The following is a 19,072-nucleotide window of genomic DNA, read 5'->3' on the forward strand; positions in this document are numbered from 1 at the left end:
GCCGCCCCACTCGCCGAGAGGCGACCTGCACACCGACACCAGCGCCGCCCCCGGCCCACAAGGCCGGGGGCGGCGCTGTCTGCCCGGGTCGGGACAGTCTCAGTCGCCCGGCGGCGGCCATCCGCCGGTGACGTTTGACCGATTCCGCCCCGGGTAGCTGATCGAGGTGACCGACGACGCATCCGTGACCGACGAGCCGGACACCCAGGCCCTCGACGACCTGCTCGACGACGTCTTCCGGGGGCAGGAGCGGGTCGACCAGGGCGAGATCTACCGCCGGGCGGTGGCCGCCGAGCTTCCGGCGGATCTGCTCACCCGGATCGACGCGCTGCCCGAGGGCGAGTACTCGGTGGACGAGGCCAGCGACCTGCTGGGCGGCTCCATCGGGTGAGCGGCCCCGCCAGCTTCATCGCCGGAGGCGATCTCGCCAGCAGAAGGGACACCGACATGAGTCACCACGAGGATCACGACGAGAAGATGCCGGCGCTGGGTCAGCCGCCGAAGGGCAGGGACACCACCCCCGAACCGGATTTCGCCAACGAGCACGACAAGACGGCTGTCGACCGGGACATCATCACCGGTGCGGACGAGGACGAACGGGAACCGGAGTCGCCGCACGGCTGGTCCGGCATGCAGCGCTGAGGTGGTTACGACAGGGGGGCCGGCGACTGCCGGCCCCCCTGCGCGTCTACTCGATCAGTCGTCGTCGTGGTGCCCACCCTCGGCGGCCTGCTGTGCCGTCGCGTACGCCATCTGGAGGAAGTCGGACGCGGCGACCGCCGTCAGCGCGGTGGCCACCAGCCGGGTCAGCCGGGGTGCGAGCACCAGGCCGCCGGTAAGCCCGGTGGCCACCCAGACGGCCAGGCAGAACGGGCAGCTCAGCAACTCGCCGATGGCGTGCCGGGTCGGGCTGCCCGAGTCGCGGACCTGCTCCATCACCTCACCGCTGCCGATCGGACGGTCGTAGCGGGTGAACGGTGCCCGTAGCGGACTGGTCACCGCGTCCTTGGACAGCAGCCGACTCAGCTTGTGCGTGGCGATGGAGAGCAGCACCACGTCGGACGGGGCGGGACGCTCCGGCACCGGCCGACCGGTCACCTTGACCAGACCGGCGAGCGCCCCGGTCACCCCGGCGTACGTGCCCATCGCCGCCAGGTAGCCGCCGAGCGGCCGGTGTTCGTGCGGCGCGTACGCGCGACGCAACCGCGCCGCCTTCTGTCGCAGGCCAGTGTCGCGCACCCGGTCTCCTTACTTCTCGTGGTGGTGCGGGAGCGGCGTCCCGCGCGGCCGACTCAGCCGGCCTGGAGGTTGTCGGCGACCTCGCGGGCCAGATTGGTGAGCGCCTCGTCGGCCAACTGGTCCGGGCCCGGCCCGTCCGATCCGTCGGCCAGGTCGAGCTGGATCCGGGCCCCGCCGGAGTCGGCCGACTCCACCCTGATCTCGGCGGACCAGTCGGCGTCGCCACCCCACCGCGCTGTCAACTCGGTACCGCTGATCTCCGCGGCCGGGCTGCCGCCACCGCGCAGCGGTTCCGGCAGCCAGGCGGAGGCCCGGTCGGGGTCGGTGGCCGTGTTGAAGACCACCTCGGGTGGCGCGGACATGCCGCGCACGGCGCGCGCCGCCATCAGGAGTCCCGCAGCCGGTTGGGGTCGACCTCCCGGCCCGGGTGACGGGCCAGGTATTCGGTCTCGAGCTCCGCGGTGCGCCGCAGGTGGTTGGCGAGCGCGGAGTCCGCCGCGTGTCGCAGGGTGTCCAGGCGGGTGCGGTGCAGGCTGTGCATCTCGCGGATCAGATCCTCGTCGCTCAACTCCGTCGGGTCGACGCCGGGCAGGTCGCCGTCGAGAACACCCGCCGGGTCGGCGAGGTGATCGCCACCCCACTCGGGCACCCGCTGCTCCGGGCTCATGTCCGTGCTGCCGCTGGTCGCAAAGTCGTCCTCGCGTACCGATCCGGTCATCATCGCCCCCCTTGATCTCGTTTGGGCTGGCGTCTAGACGATTGCCCAGGCGTGGTGACGCCAAACCAGCCCGGCGGCGCGACAACTACGACACGGTGTCGGAGACGGGCGGCGACCCCGGTATTCTCGGTGCCATGAGGCGGCTCTGGACCCCGGCGTGGATCGCACGTCACGTGGCCATGGTCGTGCTGGTGGTGGCCTTCCTCGGGCTGGGCTGGTGGCAGATCAGCCGGGCCACCGCCGGCAACAGCCTCAGCTGGGGGTACGCGGTCGAGTGGCCGGTCTTCGCCGGCTTCGTGGTCTACGTCTGGTGGCGTGAGGTGAGGCTGGCCCGTCGCCGGGCGGCCGACACCGACGTGCCGTCGACGGAGCCGGCCGCCGAGCCCGCGCCGGCGCTCACCACGGGGTCCCGACCGGCGGTACGCCGACCGGTGCGGGTGTCCCGCCGGCCGTCCGGTGGGGGCGACGCCGTCGAGGACACGGACCTGGCCGCCTACAACCACTACCTGTCATGGTTGAGCGCCAATCCGGGCGCCCGACCCGGCGACTATCCCGGCTGAGCCGGGCTCGGAAGGACGGACGAAGGTGGGCGCTGCCCTTACCCGGTACCGCGCGATCGCCTGGATCGTGGGCGTCGTGCTGATCCTGCTGGTCGTGATCGGCATGCCGATGAAGTACGTGTTCCACAACGCGGTGGTGGTGGAGACGGTGGGGCCCGCGCACGGGTTCCTCTACATGATCTATCTGGTGGCGGCGTTCGACCTGAGCCGTCGGGCCGACTGGCCGCTGAAGCGGATGTTGCTGGTGATGTTGGCCGGGACCGTCCCGTTCGTGTCGTTCTACGCCGAGCGCCGGGTCAGCGCCTGGCTGGCCGCGCCGCAGGAGACCCGGACCCCGGAGCCGGTCGCCCACTGAGCGGGCCGCCCGGCCGACGCCCGTTCGCCGCGGGCCCCCGTCTGTCGGCTCACCGAGTGGGCCGCCACGGCTCGGCGGAGGCGAGCGGGTCGACCCAGCCGCCGTAACGGTTCATTTCCCGGGCCCGCAAGAGTGCCCGGGTGACCTGGCCGAACTGCCGCTCGTCGTCGGCACTGAACAGCAGCACCTCCACTCCCCCGTACCACCCCCACAGCTCGTGCGGCGGTGGGCGCCACCGATCGCCGACCACCGCGAGCGCGGCCGGCAGCAGCAACACCGCGCCGAGGATCAGGTACGCCCCGGCGGTCAGGCGTTGCAGGCCGCCGGTGAAGCCGAGCAGCAGTCCGACGCCGCCGAGCATGCTGGCGGTGATGATGACGGCCCGGACGGCGATCCGGTCGTGCGGGCCCCGGGTGGTACGCAGATGGGTCAGGTCGGCAATCCGGTAACTGGTGCGGCCGACGGTGAACCGGTCGACGGTCACGATGATTCCGGGCCGCGCGTACAACAGGGTCGACCGGCCACCCGGCTTCGTTCGCGGCGGTCGCACACTTGCGCCTTCACGATCCACGGTTCCTCCCGCGGGGACGGTTGGCCGAGGTGACCGGCGGTGACGGCTCGCCCTGTCCACCGACGGGATTCCCGGCCTCAGCTCCCATTGTGTTTGCGCACCGCCAGCCGACCTGGGCAATTACCGGTTCTCGACAGCTCACCCCGGGCGGGACATCGCCGAGAAACAGCATCCATTTCGCCTTTTTTCGGTTATGGCGGCCAGCGATCCGGCGGGATACGCCCGGAACGACGAAAGTCGTATATCCGTCAATGCCTCAGAAAAAGGTCTCTGCCCCGGCGCGGCAGGTGTCAGCAGCGCCATCCGCCGCACCGACCCGAACCGCCACTCGGCCAACTTTCGCCCCTGCTTCAACTGCGAGCGACATCCGTCCCGGGTTAGGTTGGGTGCGCCGGTCCGGCCCAGTGCCGTCCGCCCGGATGACCCCGGCCGGTGTCGACGAGGGCGTCAGCAGCCCCGGCGGCCGTGGGAGAGGGGCCTTCCGCTCTTGTCATCCCTGAGAAACCTGCTGCGTACCGTGGCGCTGGCCGGCATGTCGGCAGCGCTTATCGCCCCGACGGCGGTGGCGCACGCCGAGCCGTCCCCCGCCGACCTGACCCGCCGGATCGAGACGTCCTCGGCCGAGTTGGAACGGGTGGTGGAGTCGTACAACAAGCTGCGTGAGGAGATCAAGACCAACGAGGCCTCGGTGGCCCGATTACGGACCCGCATCGGCCCGCTCGAGCAGCAGGTCGAGCAGAGCCGGGCCGACGTGGCGGAGCTTGCCTCGACCGCGTACAAGAACGGTGGCCTGCGGACCGCTGACGCCCTTTTGCGTCCCGGCGGCTCCGCCGCATTGCTGGACCGGCTGGGCACGCTCGACCAGTTGACCCGGCAGCGGCAGGAGCGCATCTCCGGCTTCACCGCCGACCAGCAGCGGCTGCTTGACCAGAAGGCGAGTCTCGACGCCACCCTGACCCGGCAGGCCGCGCAGGCCCGCCAGCTCGCGGCCGGTAAGAAGCAGATCGAGCAGGACCTGGCCAAGCTGTACGAGCTGCGTCGGCAGGCGTACGGGGCGGCCACCGAGCGCCCCGCGCCGAAGGCCGCGGCGACCGAGGCCAAGAATGTGCCAGCGGTGGCGGGTGACGCCGGCGCCGCGGTGCGCTACGCGTTCGGCGCGATCGGCAAGCCGTACGTCTGGGCAGCAGACGGACCGAACGGCTACGACTGTTCCGGGCTGACCTCGGCGGCCTGGCGGGCGGCCGGGAAGTCCCTGCCGCACAACACCCGGATGCAGTGGGGTGCCGTCGCGCACATCGGCCGGGGCGACCTACGCCCAGGCGACCTGATCTTCTACAGCGGGCTCGGGCACGTCGCCCTCTACGTCGGCGACGGCCAGGTGATCGACGCGCCGAGCGCCGGCCGCAACGTGCTCAAACGAGGCATGAACATGATGTCCATCCAGGGCTACGGCCGGGTCCGCTAGCACCGACCAAGTACGGCGAACGGCCGGCGTCCCCCTATCGGACGCCGGCCGTTCGCCGTAATTACTACCAGGTCAGGCCGCCTGCAGCCCCTCCGCCCGGGCCAGCTCGCGCAGCCGACCGAGTGCCTGGATCTCCAACTGCCGGATCCGCTCGCGAGACAGCGAGAAGCGCGACGCGACCTCGGTGAGCGAGTGCTCCCGACCGTCCTCCAGCCCGTAACGGGCCCGCATGATGCCGGCGGACCGGTCGTCGAGGTGGTTGAGCAGCCCCTCGATGCGCTGCCGCTCCAGGCCGCTGAGGACGATGTCCTCCGGCGACGGTGCGTCGCTGTCGGCGACCAGGTCGCCGAGGTTCGTGTCGCCGTCGTCGCCCACCGGGGTGTCAAGCGAGACGGTGTCCTGCGACCAGCGGCGCAGCTCGTTCACCCGCTCGACGGTGACGCCCAGGGAGGCCGCGATCTGCTCCGGCTCCGGGTCGGCGCCCAGCTCACGGGTCAACTGCCGGGCCACGTTGCGCATCCGGTTGACGTCCTCCACCAGGTGCACCGGCAGTCGGACGGTGCGTTCCTGCTGCGCGATCGCCCGGCTGATCGCCTGACGGATCCACCAGGTGGCGTAGGTGGAGAACTTGTAACCGCGCTCGTAGTCGAACTTCTCGACCGCCCGGACCAGGCCGGTGTTGCCCTCCTGGATCAGGTCCAGCATGGGCATGCCCGAACGCACGTAACGGCGGGCGATCGAGACGACAAGTCGGAGGTTGGCGCGGATGAAGAGATCCTTCGCCCGCTCCCCCTCGACGACGAGCCACTCCAGGTCGGCCCGGTCCGCACCGGCGGGGACGGCGTCCTCACCGAGCAGGTGCTCGGCGTAGAGGCCGGCCTCGATAGCCTTGGAGAGATCGACCTCCTTGGCGGCGTCCAGCAGTGGCGTCCGGGAGATCTCGTGCAGGTAGACGCCGACCAGGTCGCGCTCCTCGGCAACCTCGTCGGTTCGCATGCCGATGTTCTTGTCCACGTTGCCCACGGTCCCCTCGCTCGCGCCGGTTGCCCGGTTCCTTGCCATTCCCCACGTCCGTCAACCCCTGGTAACTTCTGCTGTGCCCATCGGTGCTGACACCTACACAACAGATGAGACGTGTCGGGGATTCCGTGTGGTGAGTCGAAAGTGTCACGAATGCCTGAGTAGTAGCTGAGAGCACGGTCCACGTTTGCTGTCAGCACCCCGTCGGATGGCTCGCCGCTGGGCACCACGCACGGGTTACCGCACCATGGCAACACCACCCGCCGTGGGGGCACAGCGACCCGGGTCACCACCACGCTGCGATCCTGGTCACTGCCAGATACGCGGCGAAGGACCGGCCGGTTCATCCTCGGGGGTGTATTACCCCCCGGCCAGATGAACAATCCGAAGCCCCGTTCGCTTCCCGGGGCGCGGGAGCCTAGGGGGCGAGCAGGGCGAGGGCCCCGCGTACCTGGTCGGCGGAGCGGGCCAGCGCGGCCCGGGCGGCGTCCACCTCGGCACCGGAGACCAGGGCGACGAGCGCCGTCTTCAGGTCACCGTCGGCCTCGGCGAGCGCCCGCCGGGAAACCTCCTCCGAGCAGCCGGTGGCCTCGATCAGAATTGAGATCATTCGACCGCGGAGCTTCGCGTTGGTGGCCACCATATCGATCATGAGGTTCGAGTAGACCCGGCCCAGGCGCACCATGACGGCGGTGGAGAACGTGTTGAGCACCAACTTCTGCGCCGTGCCCGCCTTCATCCGGGTCGACCCGGTGACCACCTCGGGTCCGGTGTCCACCCCGATGAACACGTCCACCGACCGGGCGGCCTCCGCCTCCGGATTGGCGCAGAGCAGCACCGTCGAGGTGCCCTTGGCGCGGCCCGCGGCGAGCGCCCCGAGCACGTACGGGGTGCGTCCGCTCGCCGCCAGACCCACCACCAGGTCACCGGTGCGCACACAACTGGCCGCCTCGACCGCGCCGCCCCGCTCGTCGTCCTCGGCGTCCTCCACGGCCCGCCACATGGCGTCCGGGCCGCCGGCGAGGTGGGCACAGAACCAGTGCCGGGGCGAGTTGAAGGTGGGGGCGAGCTCGGCCGCGTCCAGGACACCGAGCCGGCCGGAGGTGCCGGCCCCGAAGTAGTGCACCCGGTGGCCACCGCGCAGCGCCTCGACCGCCAGGTCGACGGTGGCGGCGATCTCGTCGAGCACCGCGGCGACCGCCGCCGGCACCCGCCGATCCGCCTCGTTGATCACCGTGAGCACGTCCCGGGTCGACATCAGGTCCAGGTCGACGCTCAGCGGGTTGCGCCGTTCGGTGGGTGCGCCCACCCGGACTGTCGGTCGGGCGTGCCGCGCCGGCAGGTCTTCGTCGGGGGCCAGCGCACCGGCCGTCATGGCCGCCTCCGGTTGGCACCCACCCGGTGCGACTGGACCGCCTCGGCGGTCGACTCCAGGGCCTTGCGGGCCCGCGCCCGGTTGCGGGCGGCCACCCCGACGAAGAGGCAGTCGACAACGGTGAGCTGGGCCAGCCGGCTGGCCGTGGCACCGGAGCGGTAGGTGGTCTCCCGCGCCGCCGTCGTCAACACGAAGTCCGCCACTTCGGTGATCGGCGAGCGCGGGAAGTTGGTGAGCGCCACGGTGACGGCACCTCGCGTACGGGCCTGCTCCAGCACCTCGATCACATCGGAGGTCGTGCCGCTGTGCGAGATGCCGATCGCCACGTCGCCGCGGCCGAGCAGGGCGGCCGAGGTGAGCGCGGTGTGCACGTCCGGAAAGTAGAAGGCGATCCGGCCGATGCGGTGCAGCTTCTGCTGGAAGTCCGAGGCCACGAACCCACTGGCACCGGCGCCGTAGATGTCGATCCGGGCGGCGCTGTTGATCGCCTCGACCACCTGCTCACAGACGGCGGGGTCGAGCTGCTCGGCAGTCTCCTCGACCGCGCGGGCGTCGTTGAACGCGATGGTGGCGATGATCTGGGCGAGGTCGGCACCGGGCGGGATGTCGCCACCGACCACCCGGGCGTCCGGTGGCTCGATCCGGCGGGCGGCCTCGGCGGCGAGCCGGATCCGCAGCTGCGGATAACCGTCCATGCCGACCGAACGGCAGAACCGGATGACTGTCGCTTCCGAGGTCTCCGCCGCGGTGGCGAGGTCGGTGATGGTCCGCCGGGCCGCGGCGGCCGGGTCGGAGACGACCAGCCGGGCTACCCGCTGCTCGGCGGGCGACAGCGACGGCAACAGCCCGCTGATGTGGACGATCAGCCCACCGGGCTCCTGACTCGCAGAAATCTTCGGACTCTTCGCCACGGATGAAACTTACTTTCACCTGGCGTGAGCGTCAACTACGACCGGCCGAAACGGGGCAAACGGCCGACGCCCGAATCACCGGTCCCGCACAGCCTGCCACTCCCGCAGCACCGCCGCCTCATCCGCCGGGTCCAGTCCCCCCTGCCGGACGGCGGCCGGGTCCGCTGTCATCCAGGCCGCGGTCGCCCGAACAGTGTCGGAAAGTGGACGGACCGCCAGCCCGGCGGCCAGAGCCGGTCCCGCGTCCCGGTCCATCAGGCCAGCGAACTCCGGCAACCGCACCCAGAGCGGCAGGGCCCGCTCCCCCGTCCACTCCCGCACGTCGTGGTCCAGCAGGAACTCCTGGTCCACCCAGACGAGGGCCGGATCGGCGACACCCAGCCCGGCGGCCACCCCGTGCAGCAGCTCGGCGCGGGGCATCGCCAGCCCGGTGCCATCGTACGTGCCGGCGAGGCCGGTGCCGGCGGCGTGCAGGAGCCAGGCAGCCAGATCGGCCACGTCCACGAACTGCACCCGGTCGGTCGGCCGGCCCGGCGCGAGCACCTCGCCACCTGTCGACAGCCGCCGCACCCAGTACGGAAAACGATCGCTCGGATCCTCCGCCCCGACGATCAGCCCGGCCCGGCAGATGAACGAGCGGTCCACCCCCATCCGCTCCCGGACCAACCGCTCGATGCTCACCTTGCACTCGCCGTACCAGCGATGGTCCGCGCCGACCGGACCGTCCACCTCCGGTGGGGCCGGCGCCAGCAGCGGTGCATCCGACGCGGTCTGACCCGCTGTGGTGTTGTCCGCGTACACCGAGATCGTCGACACGAAGGACCAGTGGCCGACCCGGTCGGCGAGCGCGGCGAGCGCGTGCCGGGCGTGACTGATCTGACTGGTCACGTCGACCACGGCGTCGAACCCGACGTCGGCGAGCGGCTCCAGCGCCCCGGGGTTGTCCCGGTCCACCGGCACGAACCGGACCCCGCTCGGCACCGAGCCGGACACCCCCCGGGCCGCACAGGTCACGTCGTGCCCCTGCGCGGCGGCGAGTCGAGCCACCGCCCGGCCGAGGAAGCGGGTACCACCGAGAACGAGGATGCGCATCCAGTGATGCTGCGCTATCCCCGGGCCGTCTGCCCAGCCCGTCTGCTGTGGGCAGACGACGGACCGCGCAGGATGACGTCCGGGGCGGGGACTAGCGTGCAGCGTATGGCGGAGCGCAGCGTGTTGGTCACCGGAGGCGGCGGCGGGCTCGGCGGGGCGGTGGTGGCCGCGTTCGCCGAAGCGGGTTGGCGGGTGGTCGTACCGGAGCGGACCGCCCGGCCCGACTCGGGCCCGGCGGCGGACGAGCTGGTCCGACTGGTCGCGGACCTCAGCGACCCGGCGGGGGCCGCCCGGGCGGTCGAGGCCGCTGCCGACACGCCGGCCGCGCCGCTGCGGGCGGTGGTCAACCTGGCCGGTGGGTACGCCAGCGGCGGCCTGGTGCACGAGACGCCGGTTGCGGATTTCGAGCGGATGCTCACCGTCAACCTGCGCCCCACCTACCTGGTCACCCAGGCCGCGTTGCCCCACCTGGTGGCGGCCGGCGGCGGCGCGGTGGTCTGCGTCGCGGCCCGCGCGGCGCTCGCCCCGTTTCCCGGCGCCGCCGGCTACGTGACGGCCAAGGCGGCGGTGCTCGCCCTCGCCAACACGATCGCTGTGGAGTACCGGTCCCGCAACGTGCGCTGCAACACCGTGCTGCCGAGCGTCATCGACACCCCGGCGAATCGGGCCGCCCAGCCCGACGCCGACCACTCCCGCTGGGTGGCCCCGGCCGAGATCGCGTCGGTGATCCGGTTCCTCGCCTCGGCCGACTCCGCGCCGACCAGCGGCGCCACAGTGCCGGTCTACGGGCGGGCCTGAGCCACCAACGGGTCGCCGTCACCGTCCGCCGGCCCGGGGGACGCCGGCAGCCAGGTGCCCAGGTGCGCCTGGATCTGCTCGGTCACCTCCTCGGCCGGCCGGCCCGCGTCCACCACGACGAAGCTCGGGTATTCGGGCAGGGCCCGGTAGGCGGTGTCCGCCGCGGTCAGCCAGCCCATCGTCTCGTGGTCGGTGCCGCGCTTCTCGATGCGCCGGTACGCCTCGGCCGGGTCGACAGTGAGCAGGAAGGTCACCTGCGGGGTCGGGAACAGTCGGTAGCCGGCCCGGGCCAGCCGCTCCCAGCGGTGCCCGCCATGCGCGCGGATGCTCGCGTACTGGCAGGCCGAGTAGCGGTCCATCACCGCCGTCCGGCCGGTGACCAGGCAGGTGAGCAGGGCTACGGCGATGGCGAGCCAGCGCAGCACGGACTCCACCGCCAGCACGCCGTCGCGCCCGACGAGCCGCTGCGCGTCCGGCCGTCCGAGCCGGTGGGCGAGCCGGCCGAGCCAACGGCGTCCGCTGGCGTTGCGGCGGTAGGTGGCGGGGCGACCGGCGGCCGTCAGCGCGTCGGCCAGGCGGTGCGCCTGAGTGGTCTTGCCCGAGCCGTCGATGCCGATCAGGGCGACGGTGCGCAACCGGGCCCTGCCGCGTCGCGTCCCCGATGATCTGGCCACCCTCCACAGATTATCCGACCCGCGCACCCACTCCGCGTGGTTTGCACCGCTTGGTCCCTGTTGACGCCCGACCGCGCCCCGCGCAGGTGTGGCCGACCGGAATGCCGGGTACGGGAGTCTGAAACCCAACCGCCGGTCCACCAACACGACGGGAGATCCAGATGGCTGAGCGCGGGGACGAGAGTCTGGTGCACACCCTGAAGAAGGTCGCCGCCGTGCTCAAGCAGTCCGAGATCCCGTTCGCCCTGGGCGGCAGCTTCGCCGTCTACGCCCACGGGGGCCACTCCAGCGAGCACGACGTCGACTTCCTGATCCGGGAGGCCGACGTGGAACAGGCCCTGGCTGCCCTGGTGGACGCCGGCTTCGTCGCTCAGCGACCGCCGGAGGACTGGCTGGTCAAGGTCTTCGACGACGGCCGGATGGTGGACCTCATCCACCGCCCGATCGAGACGCCGGTGACCGAGGAGACGTTCGCCGACACTGTCATCCGGCCGGTGGACGCGATTCACATGCCGGTGCTGTCCGCCACCCAGCTGATGGTGCACAAGCTGCTCAGCTTCTCCCAGCACTACTGCGACTTCGCCCGCGGCCTGCCGCTGGCCCGGTCGCTGCGGGAGCAGATCGACTGGGAAAGGGTACGCAAGGAGACGCAGCACTCGCCGTACGCCGAGGCGTTCCTGGTGCTGCTGGACCGGCTGGAGGTGGTGCCGGCGGTCGGCACCCAGCCAGGAGAGGGGACATCGTGACCCATCATCGCGACATCGACACCGGGCCACCGGACGAGTACGTCGAAGCGGAGATCCAGCGGCTGCTCGCCGAGGACCCCGCCGTCGCCGAACAGGGGATCACCGTGGTCCGACGGGAACGCGCCCTCGTGCTCCAGGGCGAGGTGGAGAGCTCGCACCGGCGGGCGGAGATCCTGCGCCGGGTGTCCGAGCGCTTTCCTGACGTACCTATCGCCGACGACATCGGGGTGATTCGCACCCAGGCGCCCACGGAGATCGAGCAACTGCCCTGAGGGAGGTTCCATGGTGATCCGGATCGCCGCGGTGGGTGACGTGCATCTGGACGAGGACGTGGTCGGACGGTTCCGACCGGCGTTGGAAGAACTGCCGGAGTGCGCCGACGTGCTGCTGCTGGCCGGGGACCTGACCCGGCACGGCACCGAGGCCGAGGCGCGCTGCGTGGCGGAGGAGTTCGGCGGGTTGGCAGTGCCGGTGGTGACAGTGCTGGGCAACCACGACCACCAGTGTGACCAGGTGCCGCAGGTGGTCAAGGTGCTCGAGGACGCCGGCATCACAGTGCTGGAGGGCAACGGGGTGGTGTTGGACTGCGCGGGCGGCCGACTCGGCATCGCCGGGGTCAAGGGCTTCGGTGGTGGGTTCGCCGGGCGGTGTGCGAGCGACTTCGGCGAGCCGGAGATGAAGGCCTTCGTGCGGACCACCACCGAGAGCGCGGACCGCCTCGGCGCCGCGCTGCGCTCGCTGGACTGCGACATGCTCGTCGCCCTCACCCACTACGCGCCGGTGCCGGACACCCTGGTCGGCGAACCGCTGGAGATCTACCCGTTCCTCGGCTCGTACCAGCTGGGACAGGCGATCGACTCGGCACCCACGGCGCTGGCCCTGCACGGGCACGCGCACGCCGGCACCGAGCGCGGCACGACCCCCGGTGGGGTCCGCGTACGCAACGTCGCGCACCCGGTGATCAAGCAGGCGTACAGCGTCTTCCACGTGGGCGATCAACTTGATACCGACCAGGTTTCCCCGCTCGGCACGTCGGGTATTCAGAGGTCATGGAGCTGATTCTTTGGATTCTCGCAGTCGTACTCGTGGTCGCCGGCATCCTCGCGCTGTTCCGCCGGCAGATCCTGTGGGGCATCGTCCTCATCGTTGTCGGGCTGTTGGTCGGCCCTGGTGGTGTCAGCATCTTCAATTGACGACGTTCGCACTACGTAACACCGGGACCCGCCGGGGTCGCCGCGACCGGAGCTCCGTCCTCCCGACAGGAGCACCGGCCGGGGCGATCCCGGCGCTTTTCTGTGGGCGCTCGCGCCGCTCGTCCCGGCCCGGGTCCGGCCGCTGACGCATCGTCGCGGCCCGGTGGCGCAGCTTCGCCGCTGGCGGTTTGAGCTGACGCGTGCCGGAAATCATCTCGACCATGGAGATGACTCAGCACGCGTCGAGGACCTCCGGCCGGCGGCGGTGGTGGGCTCTCCTGGGCTTCGCCGCGGCCGTCTTCGTCGCGGCCGCCATCGGCGGGTTGGGGGTGCAGGGCACCACCGACGAGTACGCGAGCCTGCGGCAGCCCGACTGGGCACCGCCCTCCTGGCTCTTCGGCCCGGTCTGGTCGCTGCTCTACGCGTTGATCGCCGTGGCCGGTTGGCTGGTGTGGCGGCGGGTCGGTTTCTCGGCAGCGCTCTGGGCGTGGACCGCCCAACTGGTGCTCAACGCGATCTGGACCCCGCTCTTCTTCGGCGCGGGGAGGTACGGGCTGGCGTTCGCCGAGATCGTGCTGATGTGGCTGGCGATCGGCCTCACCGTGGTGCTGTTCGCCCGGGTGTCCCGGGTGGCGGCGGCGCTGTTGCTGCCGTACTGGGCCTGGGTCACCTTCGCCGCCGCGCTGAACCTGTCGATCTGGCAGCTGAACAACTGACCCACCGGTCCCCGGCGGCGGTGGCCGCCGGGGACCGTGGCCGTTGCCGGGTCAGCAGCGGGGCACGCCGGGGATGTAACCGTCGTACCCGGTGTACACGTACGCGTCGGCGATGAAGCGGCCGGAGCCGATCCGGTCCCAGATCGAGCTGGTGCCGAAGGTGCCGGTGACAGTGGTGCCGCTGGTCTGGCAGGCGATGGTCACCCGGGTGCCGTCGGCGACGGTGCCCACCGAGGCGTACCCGGTGCCGGGGCCGGAGCGGACGGTCAGCGGGGTGCCGCTGGTGTCGACGGTGGCGTTGCCGCTGCCCGAGGAGCACCCGTTGCCACTGGTGTAGCTCTTGGTGCCCCAGTAGAGCGCGAGGGTGCCGTTGAAGCGGACCTGGATGTCGGCGCCGTCGAGGCGCTGCTCGTAGTGCAGGTGGGGGCCGGTCGAGCCGCCGGTGCTGCCGACCCAGCCGATCACCTTGCCGTAGCCGACCGTCTGCCCGACCGAGACGTTGAAGCCGCTGAGGTGGGCGTAGTACGTGCTGTATCCGCCCCCGTGGTTGATTCGGACGTACTTGCCGTAGCTGGTGCCGCCGAGGTCGGTCACCCGGTCGACGGTGCCGGGGGCGCTGGCCACCACCGGGTCACCCTGGTCGTCGGTGCGGTTGAAGTCGACGGCGTACGCCGGGCTGTGGTCCGACCGGGTCTGTCCGGACCAGGTCTGCCCGCACGGGAACGGCACCCGGAAGGTCGGCGCGGCAAGCGCCGGGCTCGCCGGTGCCAGCGCGCCCCCGACCAAGAGACCCGTCACCAGCAGGCTGATCCACCGCTTTCGCATACAGCTCCTCCTATGTCGAAAACCTTCGATCCGGTGCGCCTAGCCTGACAGATATCGTCAGTCTTCGAAAGAGTCGGAGTTTCGCCTCGACAAGGCGCTCACCAGGCAGCCCGCAGGTTTCCGGATTGTTACTCGCTCGTGTCTGACTGGGGGTGGACCGGATCGGATGCAAGCGCTTACATGTGTGCACGCCCAATCGGACCGGCGACGGGTCACCAGCACGACCGCGCCGGCTAGGAAGGAGGACGGCATGGCGGTCTTCACCAGACCACGCCAGGCCTTCGTGATCGCCGGCGTACTCGGGCTGGCGCTCAGCGCCACCGCCTGCGGTACCGGCAATGACAAGAAGAGCGACAAGGCAGGTTCCGCGGAGTGCGCCGCGTACGACAAGTACGAGGGCCACGACGGCAAGAAGGTCTCCATCTACGCGTCCATCCGTGACGCCGAGGCCGACCTGCTCAGGAACTCCTGGAAGACGTTCGAGGACTGCACCGGCATCGAGATCGACTACGAGGGCAACGCCGAGTTCGAGGCGCAGCTCCCCGTCCGGGTCGACGGCGGCAACGCGCCCGACCTGGCCTTCGTGCCCCAGCCAGGTCTGGTCAAGCGGTTCGCCGACGCCGGCAAGCTGAAGTCCCTCGGCGCCGACACCAAGGCCCTCGCCGAGCAGAACATGCCCGCCGACTGGCTGAAGTACGGCACCGTCAACGGCACCCTCTACGGCGTGCCGCTCGGCGCCAACGTGAAGTCCTTCGTCTGGTACTCCCCGAAGACGTTCAAGGAGAAGGGCTGGGAGGTTCCGACCACCTGGGACCAGCTCATCGCCCTGAGCGACAAGATCGCCGCCAGCGGCATGAAGCCGTGGTGCGCGGGCATCGAGTCCGGTGACGCCACCGGTTGGCCGGCCACCGACTGGATCGAGGACGTGATCCTGCGGACCCAAGGTCCCGAGGTCTACGACCAGTGGACGACCCACGCCATCCCGTTCAACGACCCGAAGATCATCGACGCGGTCAACCGCGCCGGCACCATCCTCAAGAACGAGAAGTACATGAACGGCGGCTTCGGTGGGGTGAAGAGCATCGGCACCACCGCTTTCGGTGAGGCCGGCCTGCCCGTCACCACCGGCAAGTGCGCGATGCACCGACAGGCGTCCTTCTACGCCAACCAGTTCCCCAAGGGCACCAACGTGGCCGCGGACGGCGACGCGTTCGCCTTCTACTTCCCGGCCATCGACCCGGCCAAGGGCAAGCCGGTGCTGGGCGCGGGCGAGTTCGTCGTCGGCTACGCCGACCGTCCCGAGGTCCAGGCGGTGCAGACCTACCTCGCCTCCGCCGAGTACGTGAACAGCCGGGCGAAGCTCGGCAACTGGGTCACGGCGAACAACAAGCTGGACATCGCCAACGTGGCCAGCCCGATCGACAAGCTCTCCGTCCAGATCCTGCAGGACAAGACCGGCACCTTCCGCTTCGACGGATCCGACCTGATGCCGGCCGCTGTCGGCGCGGGAACGTTCTGGAAGGGCATGGTCGAGTGGATCAACGGCAAGGACACCGCGACGGTGCTCCAGGGCATCGAGAGCAGCTGGAAGTGATCTGAACGGTGGGCCGGTCCGCAGCCGCGGGCCGGCCCACCGGCGGATCTGGACCCAAGAGGGAGGGTTGATGGAGTTCGACTTCGCCGCTGAGCAGCCGAAGCTCCTCATGCTGATGTACGGGCTGTTGGCCTTCGTGTTGGTGGTAGGCGGTCTGCTGCTGCTGCTCGACGTGGTGCCAGCCTGGTTCGCCCGGCGGCGGGAGGCCCAACTCGTCGCCGCGTCCATGAGTGGGGCGACGATCACCCGGCGGCCCAAGCAGCGCGAGGGCGTCTTCGCTCTCTTCTTCCTGCTGCCCACGCTGCTGCTGCTCCTCGTCGGCCTGGTCGTGCCGGCCATCCGCACCCTGCTGCTCTCCCTGATGGACGGGAGCAGCACCAACTGGGTCGGTCTGCGCAACTACGGCTGGATGTTCGCCGACGACTCGATCGTCCGGGTCCTGATCAACACCCTGGTCTGGGTGGTCCTGGTCCCGCTGGTGGCGACCGCGTTCGGCCTGATCTACGCCATCCTGGTGGACAAGGCCCGGTTCGAGGCGGTGGCGAAGTCCCTGATCTTCCTGCCGATGGCGATCTCCTTCGTCGGCGCCAGCATCATCTGGAAGTTCGTCTACGCCTACCGGGGTGAGGGCGACCAGATCGGTCTGCTCAACCAGATCGTCGTCAGCGTCGGCGGTGAGCCCAAGCAGTGGCTGCTCGAATCACCGCTGAACACGCTGCTGCTGATCGTCATCATGGTCTGGATCCAGGCCGGCTTCGCCATGGTGGTGCTCTCCGCCGCGATCAAGGCCATCCCCGGCGACATCGTCGAGGCCGCCCGGCTCGACGGCGTCAGCCCGTGGCAGATGTTCTGGCGGATCACCATGCCGAGCATCCGGCCGGCGCTGATCGTCGTGGTGGTGACGCTCACCATCGCCACGCTCAAGGTCTTCGACATCGTCCGGACCTCGACAAACGGCAACTACGACACCAGCGTGATCGCCAGTGAGATGTACAACCAGGCGTTCCGGTACGGCCAGAACGGGCAGGGCTCCGCGCTCGCGGTCTTCCTCTTCATCCTGGTCATCCCGGTCGTGATCTACCAGATCCGCAACCTCCGTCAGCAGCGGGAGGGCTGAGATGACCACCGCAACGCCCACCGTCGCCGTCGGCACCCAGAAGACCGATGGCCCCACGTCCACCGCCGGGCGAGTTCGCAAGCGGTTGAACAGCCGTACCGCGACGCTCATCTCGATCGTCATCGCGGTGGTGTGGACCATCCCGACCTTCGGCCTGCTCGTCTCGTCCCTCCGACCGGAGGACGAGATCAAGACCACCGGCTGGTGGACGGCCTTCACCAACCCACAGTTCACGTTGGAGAACTACCAGGAGGTGCTGTTCGGAGGGTCGTCCTCCTCCGGGCAGCTCGCCAGCTACTTCATCAACTCGCTGGCGATCACCCTCCCGTCGGTGCTCTTTCCGCTCGCCTTCGCCTCGCTCGCCGCGTACGCGCTGGCGTGGATCAACTTCCGCGGCCGGGACTGGCTCTACATCGCGATCTTCGCGCTGCAGATCGTGCCGTTGCAGATGGCCCTGGTGCCGCTGCTGAAGTTCTTCTCCACCGGCGTCACCCTCGGCGGCGTGACCCTGATGCCGGCCTGGGATCTGGTCGACGAGCAGAAGTTCGCCCAGGTGTGGTTCGCGCACACCTGCTTCGCGCTTCCGTTCGCCGTCTTCCTGCTGCACAACTTCATCTCGCAGCTGCCCGGTGACCTGATGGAGGCGGCCCGGGTCGACGGGGCCACCCACCCGAAGATCTTCCGCACCATCGTGCTGCCGTTGATCACCCCGGCGCTGGCGGCGTTCGGCATCTTCCAGTTCCTCTGGGTCTGGAACGACCTGCTGGTCGCGCTGATCTTCGCCGGTGGTGGCAACGAGACCGCGCCGCTCACCGTCCGGCTCGCCGAGATGGCCGGCACCCGGGGCAACGAGTGGCAGCGCCTCACCGCCGGCGCGTTCGTCAGCATCGTCGTACCCCTCATCGTGTTCCTGTCCCTGCAGCGCTTCTTCGTGCGAGGTCTGCTCGCCGGCAGCGTCAAGGGCTGACCCGCGCGCCCGCCGCCGCCTGGCCCCTCGGGCGGCGGCGGGCGCTCCGGGCACCGAGCGGGGGAAAAGAACCGTGACGAGGATCGATGATGTGGCCCGGCTGGCCGGAGTGTCCACGGCCACCGTCTCGCGGGCCCTGCGCGGGCTTCCGACGGTCTCCGCCGCCACCCGGCACCGGGTGCTCGCCGCCGCCGAGCAACTCGACTACGCGGTCTCACCGAGCGCGTCCCGGCTGGCCGGGGGCCGGACCGGCACTGTCGCGGTGGTGGTCCCCCGGATCACCCGCTGGTTCTTCAGCACCGTCGTCGAGGCGGTCGAGGAGTACCTGCACCAGTCCGGCTACGACCTGCTGCTCTACAACCTGGGCGGCCGGGAGCAGGTCCGCCAGCGGGTCCTGCGCACGGCCAATCTGCACAAACGGGTGGACGCCATCATGCTTGTCGCCACGCCACTCCGGTCGGCCGACCTGACCGCGTTGGCCAGCCTGGAGCTGCCGGGCGTCACCATCAGCTCGGGCAGCAGGGTGCCCAACTGGCCCTGCGTACGGATCGACGACGTCGCTGCCGCCCGGGCCGCCACCCGGCACCTGATCGACCTCGGCCACCACCGGATCGCGCACATCTCCGGCGACCCGGACGACGAGTTGGCCTTCACCACCCACCTCGACCGGCGCCGTGGCTACCAGGCGGAGCTGCGCTCCGCCGGCCTGCGGCCCGACCCGAGCCTGGATGTCGAGTCCACCTTCACCATCGACGGCGGCAACCGGGCCGCCGCCGAGCTGCTGGCCAGTGGCGAACCGCCGACCGCGATCGTCGCCGCCTGCGACGAGATGGCGATGGGAGCGATGACAGCGGTACGCGACGCTGGGCTGCGGGTGCCGCAGGACATCAGCGTGATCGGGATAGACGACCACGACCTGGCCGGTGTGCTGGGGCTCAGCACCGTCGCCCAGCCTGCGGCCGAGCAGGGCCGGCTGGCCGCCCGGATGTTGCTCGACCCGCTCGGGGCCCGCCCGCCGGGCCCGGTGGTGGGTCAACGCGACGCCGGCCACGACACGCCGGTGATCCTGCCCACTCGGTTGGTGGTGCGGGACTCGACAGCACCACCCCGGGCACACTGAAAAACCCACAATCCAC

General features: G+C 70.5%; 25 protein-coding genes. 15 read left to right on the plus strand and 10 right to left on the minus strand.

The window, feature by feature from the left end; all coding sequences use genetic code 11:
• Positions 1 to 157: 157 nt before the first annotated feature.
• Entirely contained in the window at positions 158 to 391 is a 234-nt protein-coding gene (locus tag AB0B86_RS23740) for a hypothetical protein (RefSeq protein ID WP_357407111.1), read from the plus strand.
• A 56-nt stretch (positions 392 to 447) separates the two neighbouring features.
• Positions 448 to 642: a hypothetical protein gene (locus AB0B86_RS23745; protein WP_357407001.1), complete on the plus strand. Its 195-nt coding sequence runs from the start codon at positions 448 to 450 to the stop codon at positions 640 to 642.
• A 54-nt stretch (positions 643 to 696) separates the two neighbouring features.
• Here AB0B86_RS23745 and AB0B86_RS23750 read toward each other — a convergent pair whose 3' ends face one another.
• The 3 genes from AB0B86_RS23750 to AB0B86_RS23760 are packed head-to-tail and all read right to left on the minus strand — an operon-like array spanning position 697 to position 1,960.
• A complete protein-coding gene (locus AB0B86_RS23750; RefSeq protein ID WP_357407003.1) occupies positions 697 to 1,239 on the minus strand; it encodes a DUF1360 domain-containing protein in 543 nt (180 codons plus the stop codon).
• Between the two features lie 53 nt (positions 1,240 to 1,292).
• Positions 1,293 to 1,625 carry a hypothetical protein gene (locus tag AB0B86_RS23755; protein WP_357407005.1) on the minus strand — a complete coding sequence of 111 codons (333 nt, stop codon included), beginning with the start codon at positions 1,623 to 1,625 and terminating at the stop codon, positions 1,293 to 1,295.
• Entirely contained in the window at positions 1,625 to 1,960 is a 336-nt protein-coding gene (locus tag AB0B86_RS23760; protein ID WP_357407007.1) for a DUF6158 family protein, read from the minus strand. The genes AB0B86_RS23755 and AB0B86_RS23760 overlap by 1 nt, the downstream gene beginning before the upstream one ends.
• 131 nt (positions 1,961 to 2,091) lie before the next feature.
• Between AB0B86_RS23760 and AB0B86_RS23765 the strand changes: the two genes are divergently transcribed.
• Complete coding sequence (locus AB0B86_RS23765; protein WP_357407009.1) at positions 2,092 to 2,517, plus strand: hypothetical protein; 426 nt, start codon at positions 2,092 to 2,094, stop codon at positions 2,515 to 2,517.
• A 25-nt stretch (positions 2,518 to 2,542) separates the two neighbouring features.
• Complete coding sequence (locus tag AB0B86_RS23770; protein WP_357407011.1) at positions 2,543 to 2,872, plus strand: DUF3817 domain-containing protein; 330 nt, start codon at positions 2,543 to 2,545, stop codon at positions 2,870 to 2,872.
• A gap of 49 nt (positions 2,873 to 2,921) precedes the next feature.
• On the opposite strand, the gene AB0B86_RS23775 is transcribed toward AB0B86_RS23770, so the two are convergent.
• The gene (locus tag AB0B86_RS23775; protein ID WP_357407013.1) at positions 2,922 to 3,356 is read right to left on the minus strand and encodes a DUF6232 family protein; all 435 of its coding nucleotides are present in this window, start codon (positions 3,354 to 3,356) and stop codon (positions 2,922 to 2,924) included.
• Between the two features lie 574 nt (positions 3,357 to 3,930).
• On the opposite strand from AB0B86_RS23775, the gene AB0B86_RS23780 reads away from it, so the two are divergent.
• Entirely contained in the window at positions 3,931 to 4,908 is a 978-nt protein-coding gene (locus AB0B86_RS23780; RefSeq protein WP_357407015.1) for an NlpC/P60 family protein, read from the plus strand.
• Positions 4,909 to 4,980: 72 nt separating this feature from the next.
• On the opposite strand, the gene AB0B86_RS23785 is transcribed toward AB0B86_RS23780, so the two are convergent.
• From AB0B86_RS23785 to AB0B86_RS23800, 4 genes are all read right to left on the minus strand, one after another.
• Positions 4,981 to 5,970, minus strand: coding sequence for a sigma-70 family RNA polymerase sigma factor (locus AB0B86_RS23785; RefSeq protein ID WP_357407017.1), 990 nt, complete (start codon positions 5,968 to 5,970; stop codon positions 4,981 to 4,983).
• 376 nt (positions 5,971 to 6,346) lie between these two features.
• Positions 6,347 to 7,303, minus strand: a complete 957-nt coding sequence (gene murQ / locus AB0B86_RS23790) for an N-acetylmuramic acid 6-phosphate etherase (protein WP_357407019.1) — start codon at positions 7,301 to 7,303, stop codon at positions 6,347 to 6,349.
• Positions 7,300 to 8,214, minus strand: coding sequence for a MurR/RpiR family transcriptional regulator (locus AB0B86_RS23795; RefSeq protein ID WP_357407021.1), 915 nt, complete (start codon positions 8,212 to 8,214; stop codon positions 7,300 to 7,302). The genes murQ and AB0B86_RS23795 overlap by 4 nt, the downstream gene beginning before the upstream one ends.
• Positions 8,215 to 8,289: 75 nt before the next feature.
• The gene (locus tag AB0B86_RS23800; RefSeq protein WP_357419840.1) at positions 8,290 to 9,306 is read right to left on the minus strand and encodes an NAD-dependent epimerase/dehydratase family protein; all 1,017 of its coding nucleotides are present in this window, start codon (positions 9,304 to 9,306) and stop codon (positions 8,290 to 8,292) included.
• A gap of 105 nt (positions 9,307 to 9,411) precedes the next feature.
• On the opposite strand from AB0B86_RS23800, the gene AB0B86_RS23805 reads away from it, so the two are divergent.
• Entirely contained in the window at positions 9,412 to 10,104 is a 693-nt protein-coding gene (locus AB0B86_RS23805) for an SDR family NAD(P)-dependent oxidoreductase (protein WP_357419841.1), read from the plus strand.
• Here the strand turns inward: AB0B86_RS23805 and AB0B86_RS23810 are convergent.
• Positions 10,089 to 10,778: a dTMP kinase gene (locus AB0B86_RS23810; RefSeq protein ID WP_357419842.1), complete on the minus strand. Its 690-nt coding sequence runs from the start codon at positions 10,776 to 10,778 to the stop codon at positions 10,089 to 10,091. The two genes, AB0B86_RS23805 and AB0B86_RS23810, sit on opposite strands and share 16 nt — an antisense overlap.
• A 161-nt stretch (positions 10,779 to 10,939) precedes the next feature.
• On the opposite strand from AB0B86_RS23810, the gene AB0B86_RS23815 reads away from it, so the two are divergent.
• From AB0B86_RS23815 to AB0B86_RS23835, 5 genes are all read left to right on the plus strand, one after another.
• Complete coding sequence (locus AB0B86_RS23815; protein ID WP_357407028.1) at positions 10,940 to 11,524, plus strand: nucleotidyltransferase; 585 nt, start codon at positions 10,940 to 10,942, stop codon at positions 11,522 to 11,524.
• Entirely contained in the window at positions 11,521 to 11,796 is a 276-nt protein-coding gene (locus tag AB0B86_RS23820; RefSeq protein WP_357419843.1) for a hypothetical protein, read from the plus strand. The genes AB0B86_RS23815 and AB0B86_RS23820 overlap by 4 nt, the downstream gene beginning before the upstream one ends.
• Positions 11,797 to 11,806: 10 nt before the next feature.
• The gene (locus tag AB0B86_RS23825) at positions 11,807 to 12,583 is read left to right on the plus strand and encodes a metallophosphoesterase (RefSeq protein WP_357407032.1); all 777 of its coding nucleotides are present in this window, start codon (positions 11,807 to 11,809) and stop codon (positions 12,581 to 12,583) included.
• Entirely contained in the window at positions 12,574 to 12,717 is a 144-nt protein-coding gene (locus tag AB0B86_RS23830; RefSeq protein WP_007464364.1) for a GPGG-motif small membrane protein, read from the plus strand. Before AB0B86_RS23825 ends, AB0B86_RS23830 begins: the two co-directional genes overlap by 10 nt.
• Positions 12,718 to 12,938: 221 nt before the next feature.
• Positions 12,939 to 13,433: a TspO/MBR family protein gene (locus AB0B86_RS23835; protein WP_357407034.1), complete on the plus strand. Its 495-nt coding sequence runs from the start codon at positions 12,939 to 12,941 to the stop codon at positions 13,431 to 13,433.
• Positions 13,434 to 13,484: 51 nt separating this feature from the next.
• Here AB0B86_RS23835 and AB0B86_RS23840 read toward each other — a convergent pair whose 3' ends face one another.
• Positions 13,485 to 14,258, minus strand: coding sequence for a peptidoglycan DD-metalloendopeptidase family protein (locus AB0B86_RS23840; RefSeq protein ID WP_357419844.1), 774 nt, complete (start codon positions 14,256 to 14,258; stop codon positions 13,485 to 13,487).
• 250 nt (positions 14,259 to 14,508) lie between these two features.
• On the opposite strand from AB0B86_RS23840, the gene AB0B86_RS23845 reads away from it, so the two are divergent.
• The 4 genes from AB0B86_RS23845 (at position 14,509) to AB0B86_RS23860 (ending at position 19,056) form a co-directional block, all read left to right on the plus strand.
• Complete coding sequence (locus tag AB0B86_RS23845; protein ID WP_357407038.1) at positions 14,509 to 15,852, plus strand: ABC transporter substrate-binding protein; 1,344 nt, start codon at positions 14,509 to 14,511, stop codon at positions 15,850 to 15,852.
• Positions 15,853 to 15,922: 70 nt separating this feature from the next.
• Positions 15,923 to 16,969: a sugar ABC transporter permease gene (locus AB0B86_RS23850; protein ID WP_357407040.1), complete on the plus strand. Its 1,047-nt coding sequence runs from the start codon at positions 15,923 to 15,925 to the stop codon at positions 16,967 to 16,969.
• Between the two features lies 1 nt (position 16,970).
• The gene (locus AB0B86_RS23855; RefSeq protein WP_357407042.1) at positions 16,971 to 17,936 is read left to right on the plus strand and encodes a carbohydrate ABC transporter permease; all 966 of its coding nucleotides are present in this window, start codon (positions 16,971 to 16,973) and stop codon (positions 17,934 to 17,936) included.
• A 73-nt stretch (positions 17,937 to 18,009) separates the two neighbouring features.
• Positions 18,010 to 19,056 carry a LacI family DNA-binding transcriptional regulator gene (locus tag AB0B86_RS23860; RefSeq protein ID WP_357407044.1) on the plus strand — a complete coding sequence of 349 codons (1,047 nt, stop codon included), beginning with the start codon at positions 18,010 to 18,012 and terminating at the stop codon, positions 19,054 to 19,056.
• The last annotated feature ends 16 nt before the right edge of the window (positions 19,057 to 19,072 follow it).

This window comes from Micromonospora sp. NPDC049047 (genome assembly GCF_040649135.1).
In the GTDB taxonomy this organism is placed as follows: domain Bacteria; phylum Actinomycetota; class Actinomycetes; order Mycobacteriales; family Micromonosporaceae; genus Micromonospora.

Excerpts from the sequence above, each read along its gene's own strand:
- AB0B86_RS23765 (WP_357407009.1), top strand. The coding sequence starts at position 2,092 with ATGAGGCGGCTCTGGACCCCGGCGTGGATCGCACGTCACGTGGCCATG.
- AB0B86_RS23785 (WP_357407017.1), bottom strand. The coding sequence starts at position 5,970 with ATGGCAAGGAACCGGGCAACCGGCGCGAGCGAGGGGACCGTGGGCAAC.
- AB0B86_RS23745 (WP_357407001.1), top strand. The coding sequence starts at position 448 with ATGAGTCACCACGAGGATCACGACGAGAAGATGCCGGCGCTGGGTCAG.
- AB0B86_RS23760 (WP_357407007.1), bottom strand. The coding sequence starts at position 1,960 with ATGATGACCGGATCGGTACGCGAGGACGACTTTGCGACCAGCGGCAGC.
- AB0B86_RS23825 (WP_357407032.1), top strand. The coding sequence starts at position 11,807 with ATGGTGATCCGGATCGCCGCGGTGGGTGACGTGCATCTGGACGAGGAC.
- AB0B86_RS23800 (WP_357419840.1), bottom strand. The coding sequence starts at position 9,306 with ATGCGCATCCTCGTTCTCGGTGGTACCCGCTTCCTCGGCCGGGCGGTG.
- AB0B86_RS23855 (WP_357407042.1), top strand. The coding sequence starts at position 16,971 with ATGACCACCGCAACGCCCACCGTCGCCGTCGGCACCCAGAAGACCGAT.
- AB0B86_RS23835 (WP_357407034.1), top strand. The coding sequence starts at position 12,939 with ATGGAGATGACTCAGCACGCGTCGAGGACCTCCGGCCGGCGGCGGTGG.
- AB0B86_RS23830 (WP_007464364.1), top strand. The coding sequence starts at position 12,574 with ATGGAGCTGATTCTTTGGATTCTCGCAGTCGTACTCGTGGTCGCCGGC.
- murQ (WP_357407019.1), bottom strand. The coding sequence starts at position 7,303 with ATGACGGCCGGTGCGCTGGCCCCCGACGAAGACCTGCCGGCGCGGCAC.
- AB0B86_RS23850 (WP_357407040.1), top strand. The coding sequence starts at position 15,923 with ATGGAGTTCGACTTCGCCGCTGAGCAGCCGAAGCTCCTCATGCTGATG.
- AB0B86_RS23845 (WP_357407038.1), top strand. The coding sequence starts at position 14,509 with ATGGCGGTCTTCACCAGACCACGCCAGGCCTTCGTGATCGCCGGCGTA.
- AB0B86_RS23805 (WP_357419841.1), top strand. The coding sequence starts at position 9,412 with ATGGCGGAGCGCAGCGTGTTGGTCACCGGAGGCGGCGGCGGGCTCGGC.
- AB0B86_RS23840 (WP_357419844.1), bottom strand. The coding sequence starts at position 14,258 with ATGCGAAAGCGGTGGATCAGCCTGCTGGTGACGGGTCTCTTGGTCGGG.
- AB0B86_RS23815 (WP_357407028.1), top strand. The coding sequence starts at position 10,940 with ATGGCTGAGCGCGGGGACGAGAGTCTGGTGCACACCCTGAAGAAGGTC.
- AB0B86_RS23755 (WP_357407005.1), bottom strand. The coding sequence starts at position 1,625 with ATGGCGGCGCGCGCCGTGCGCGGCATGTCCGCGCCACCCGAGGTGGTC.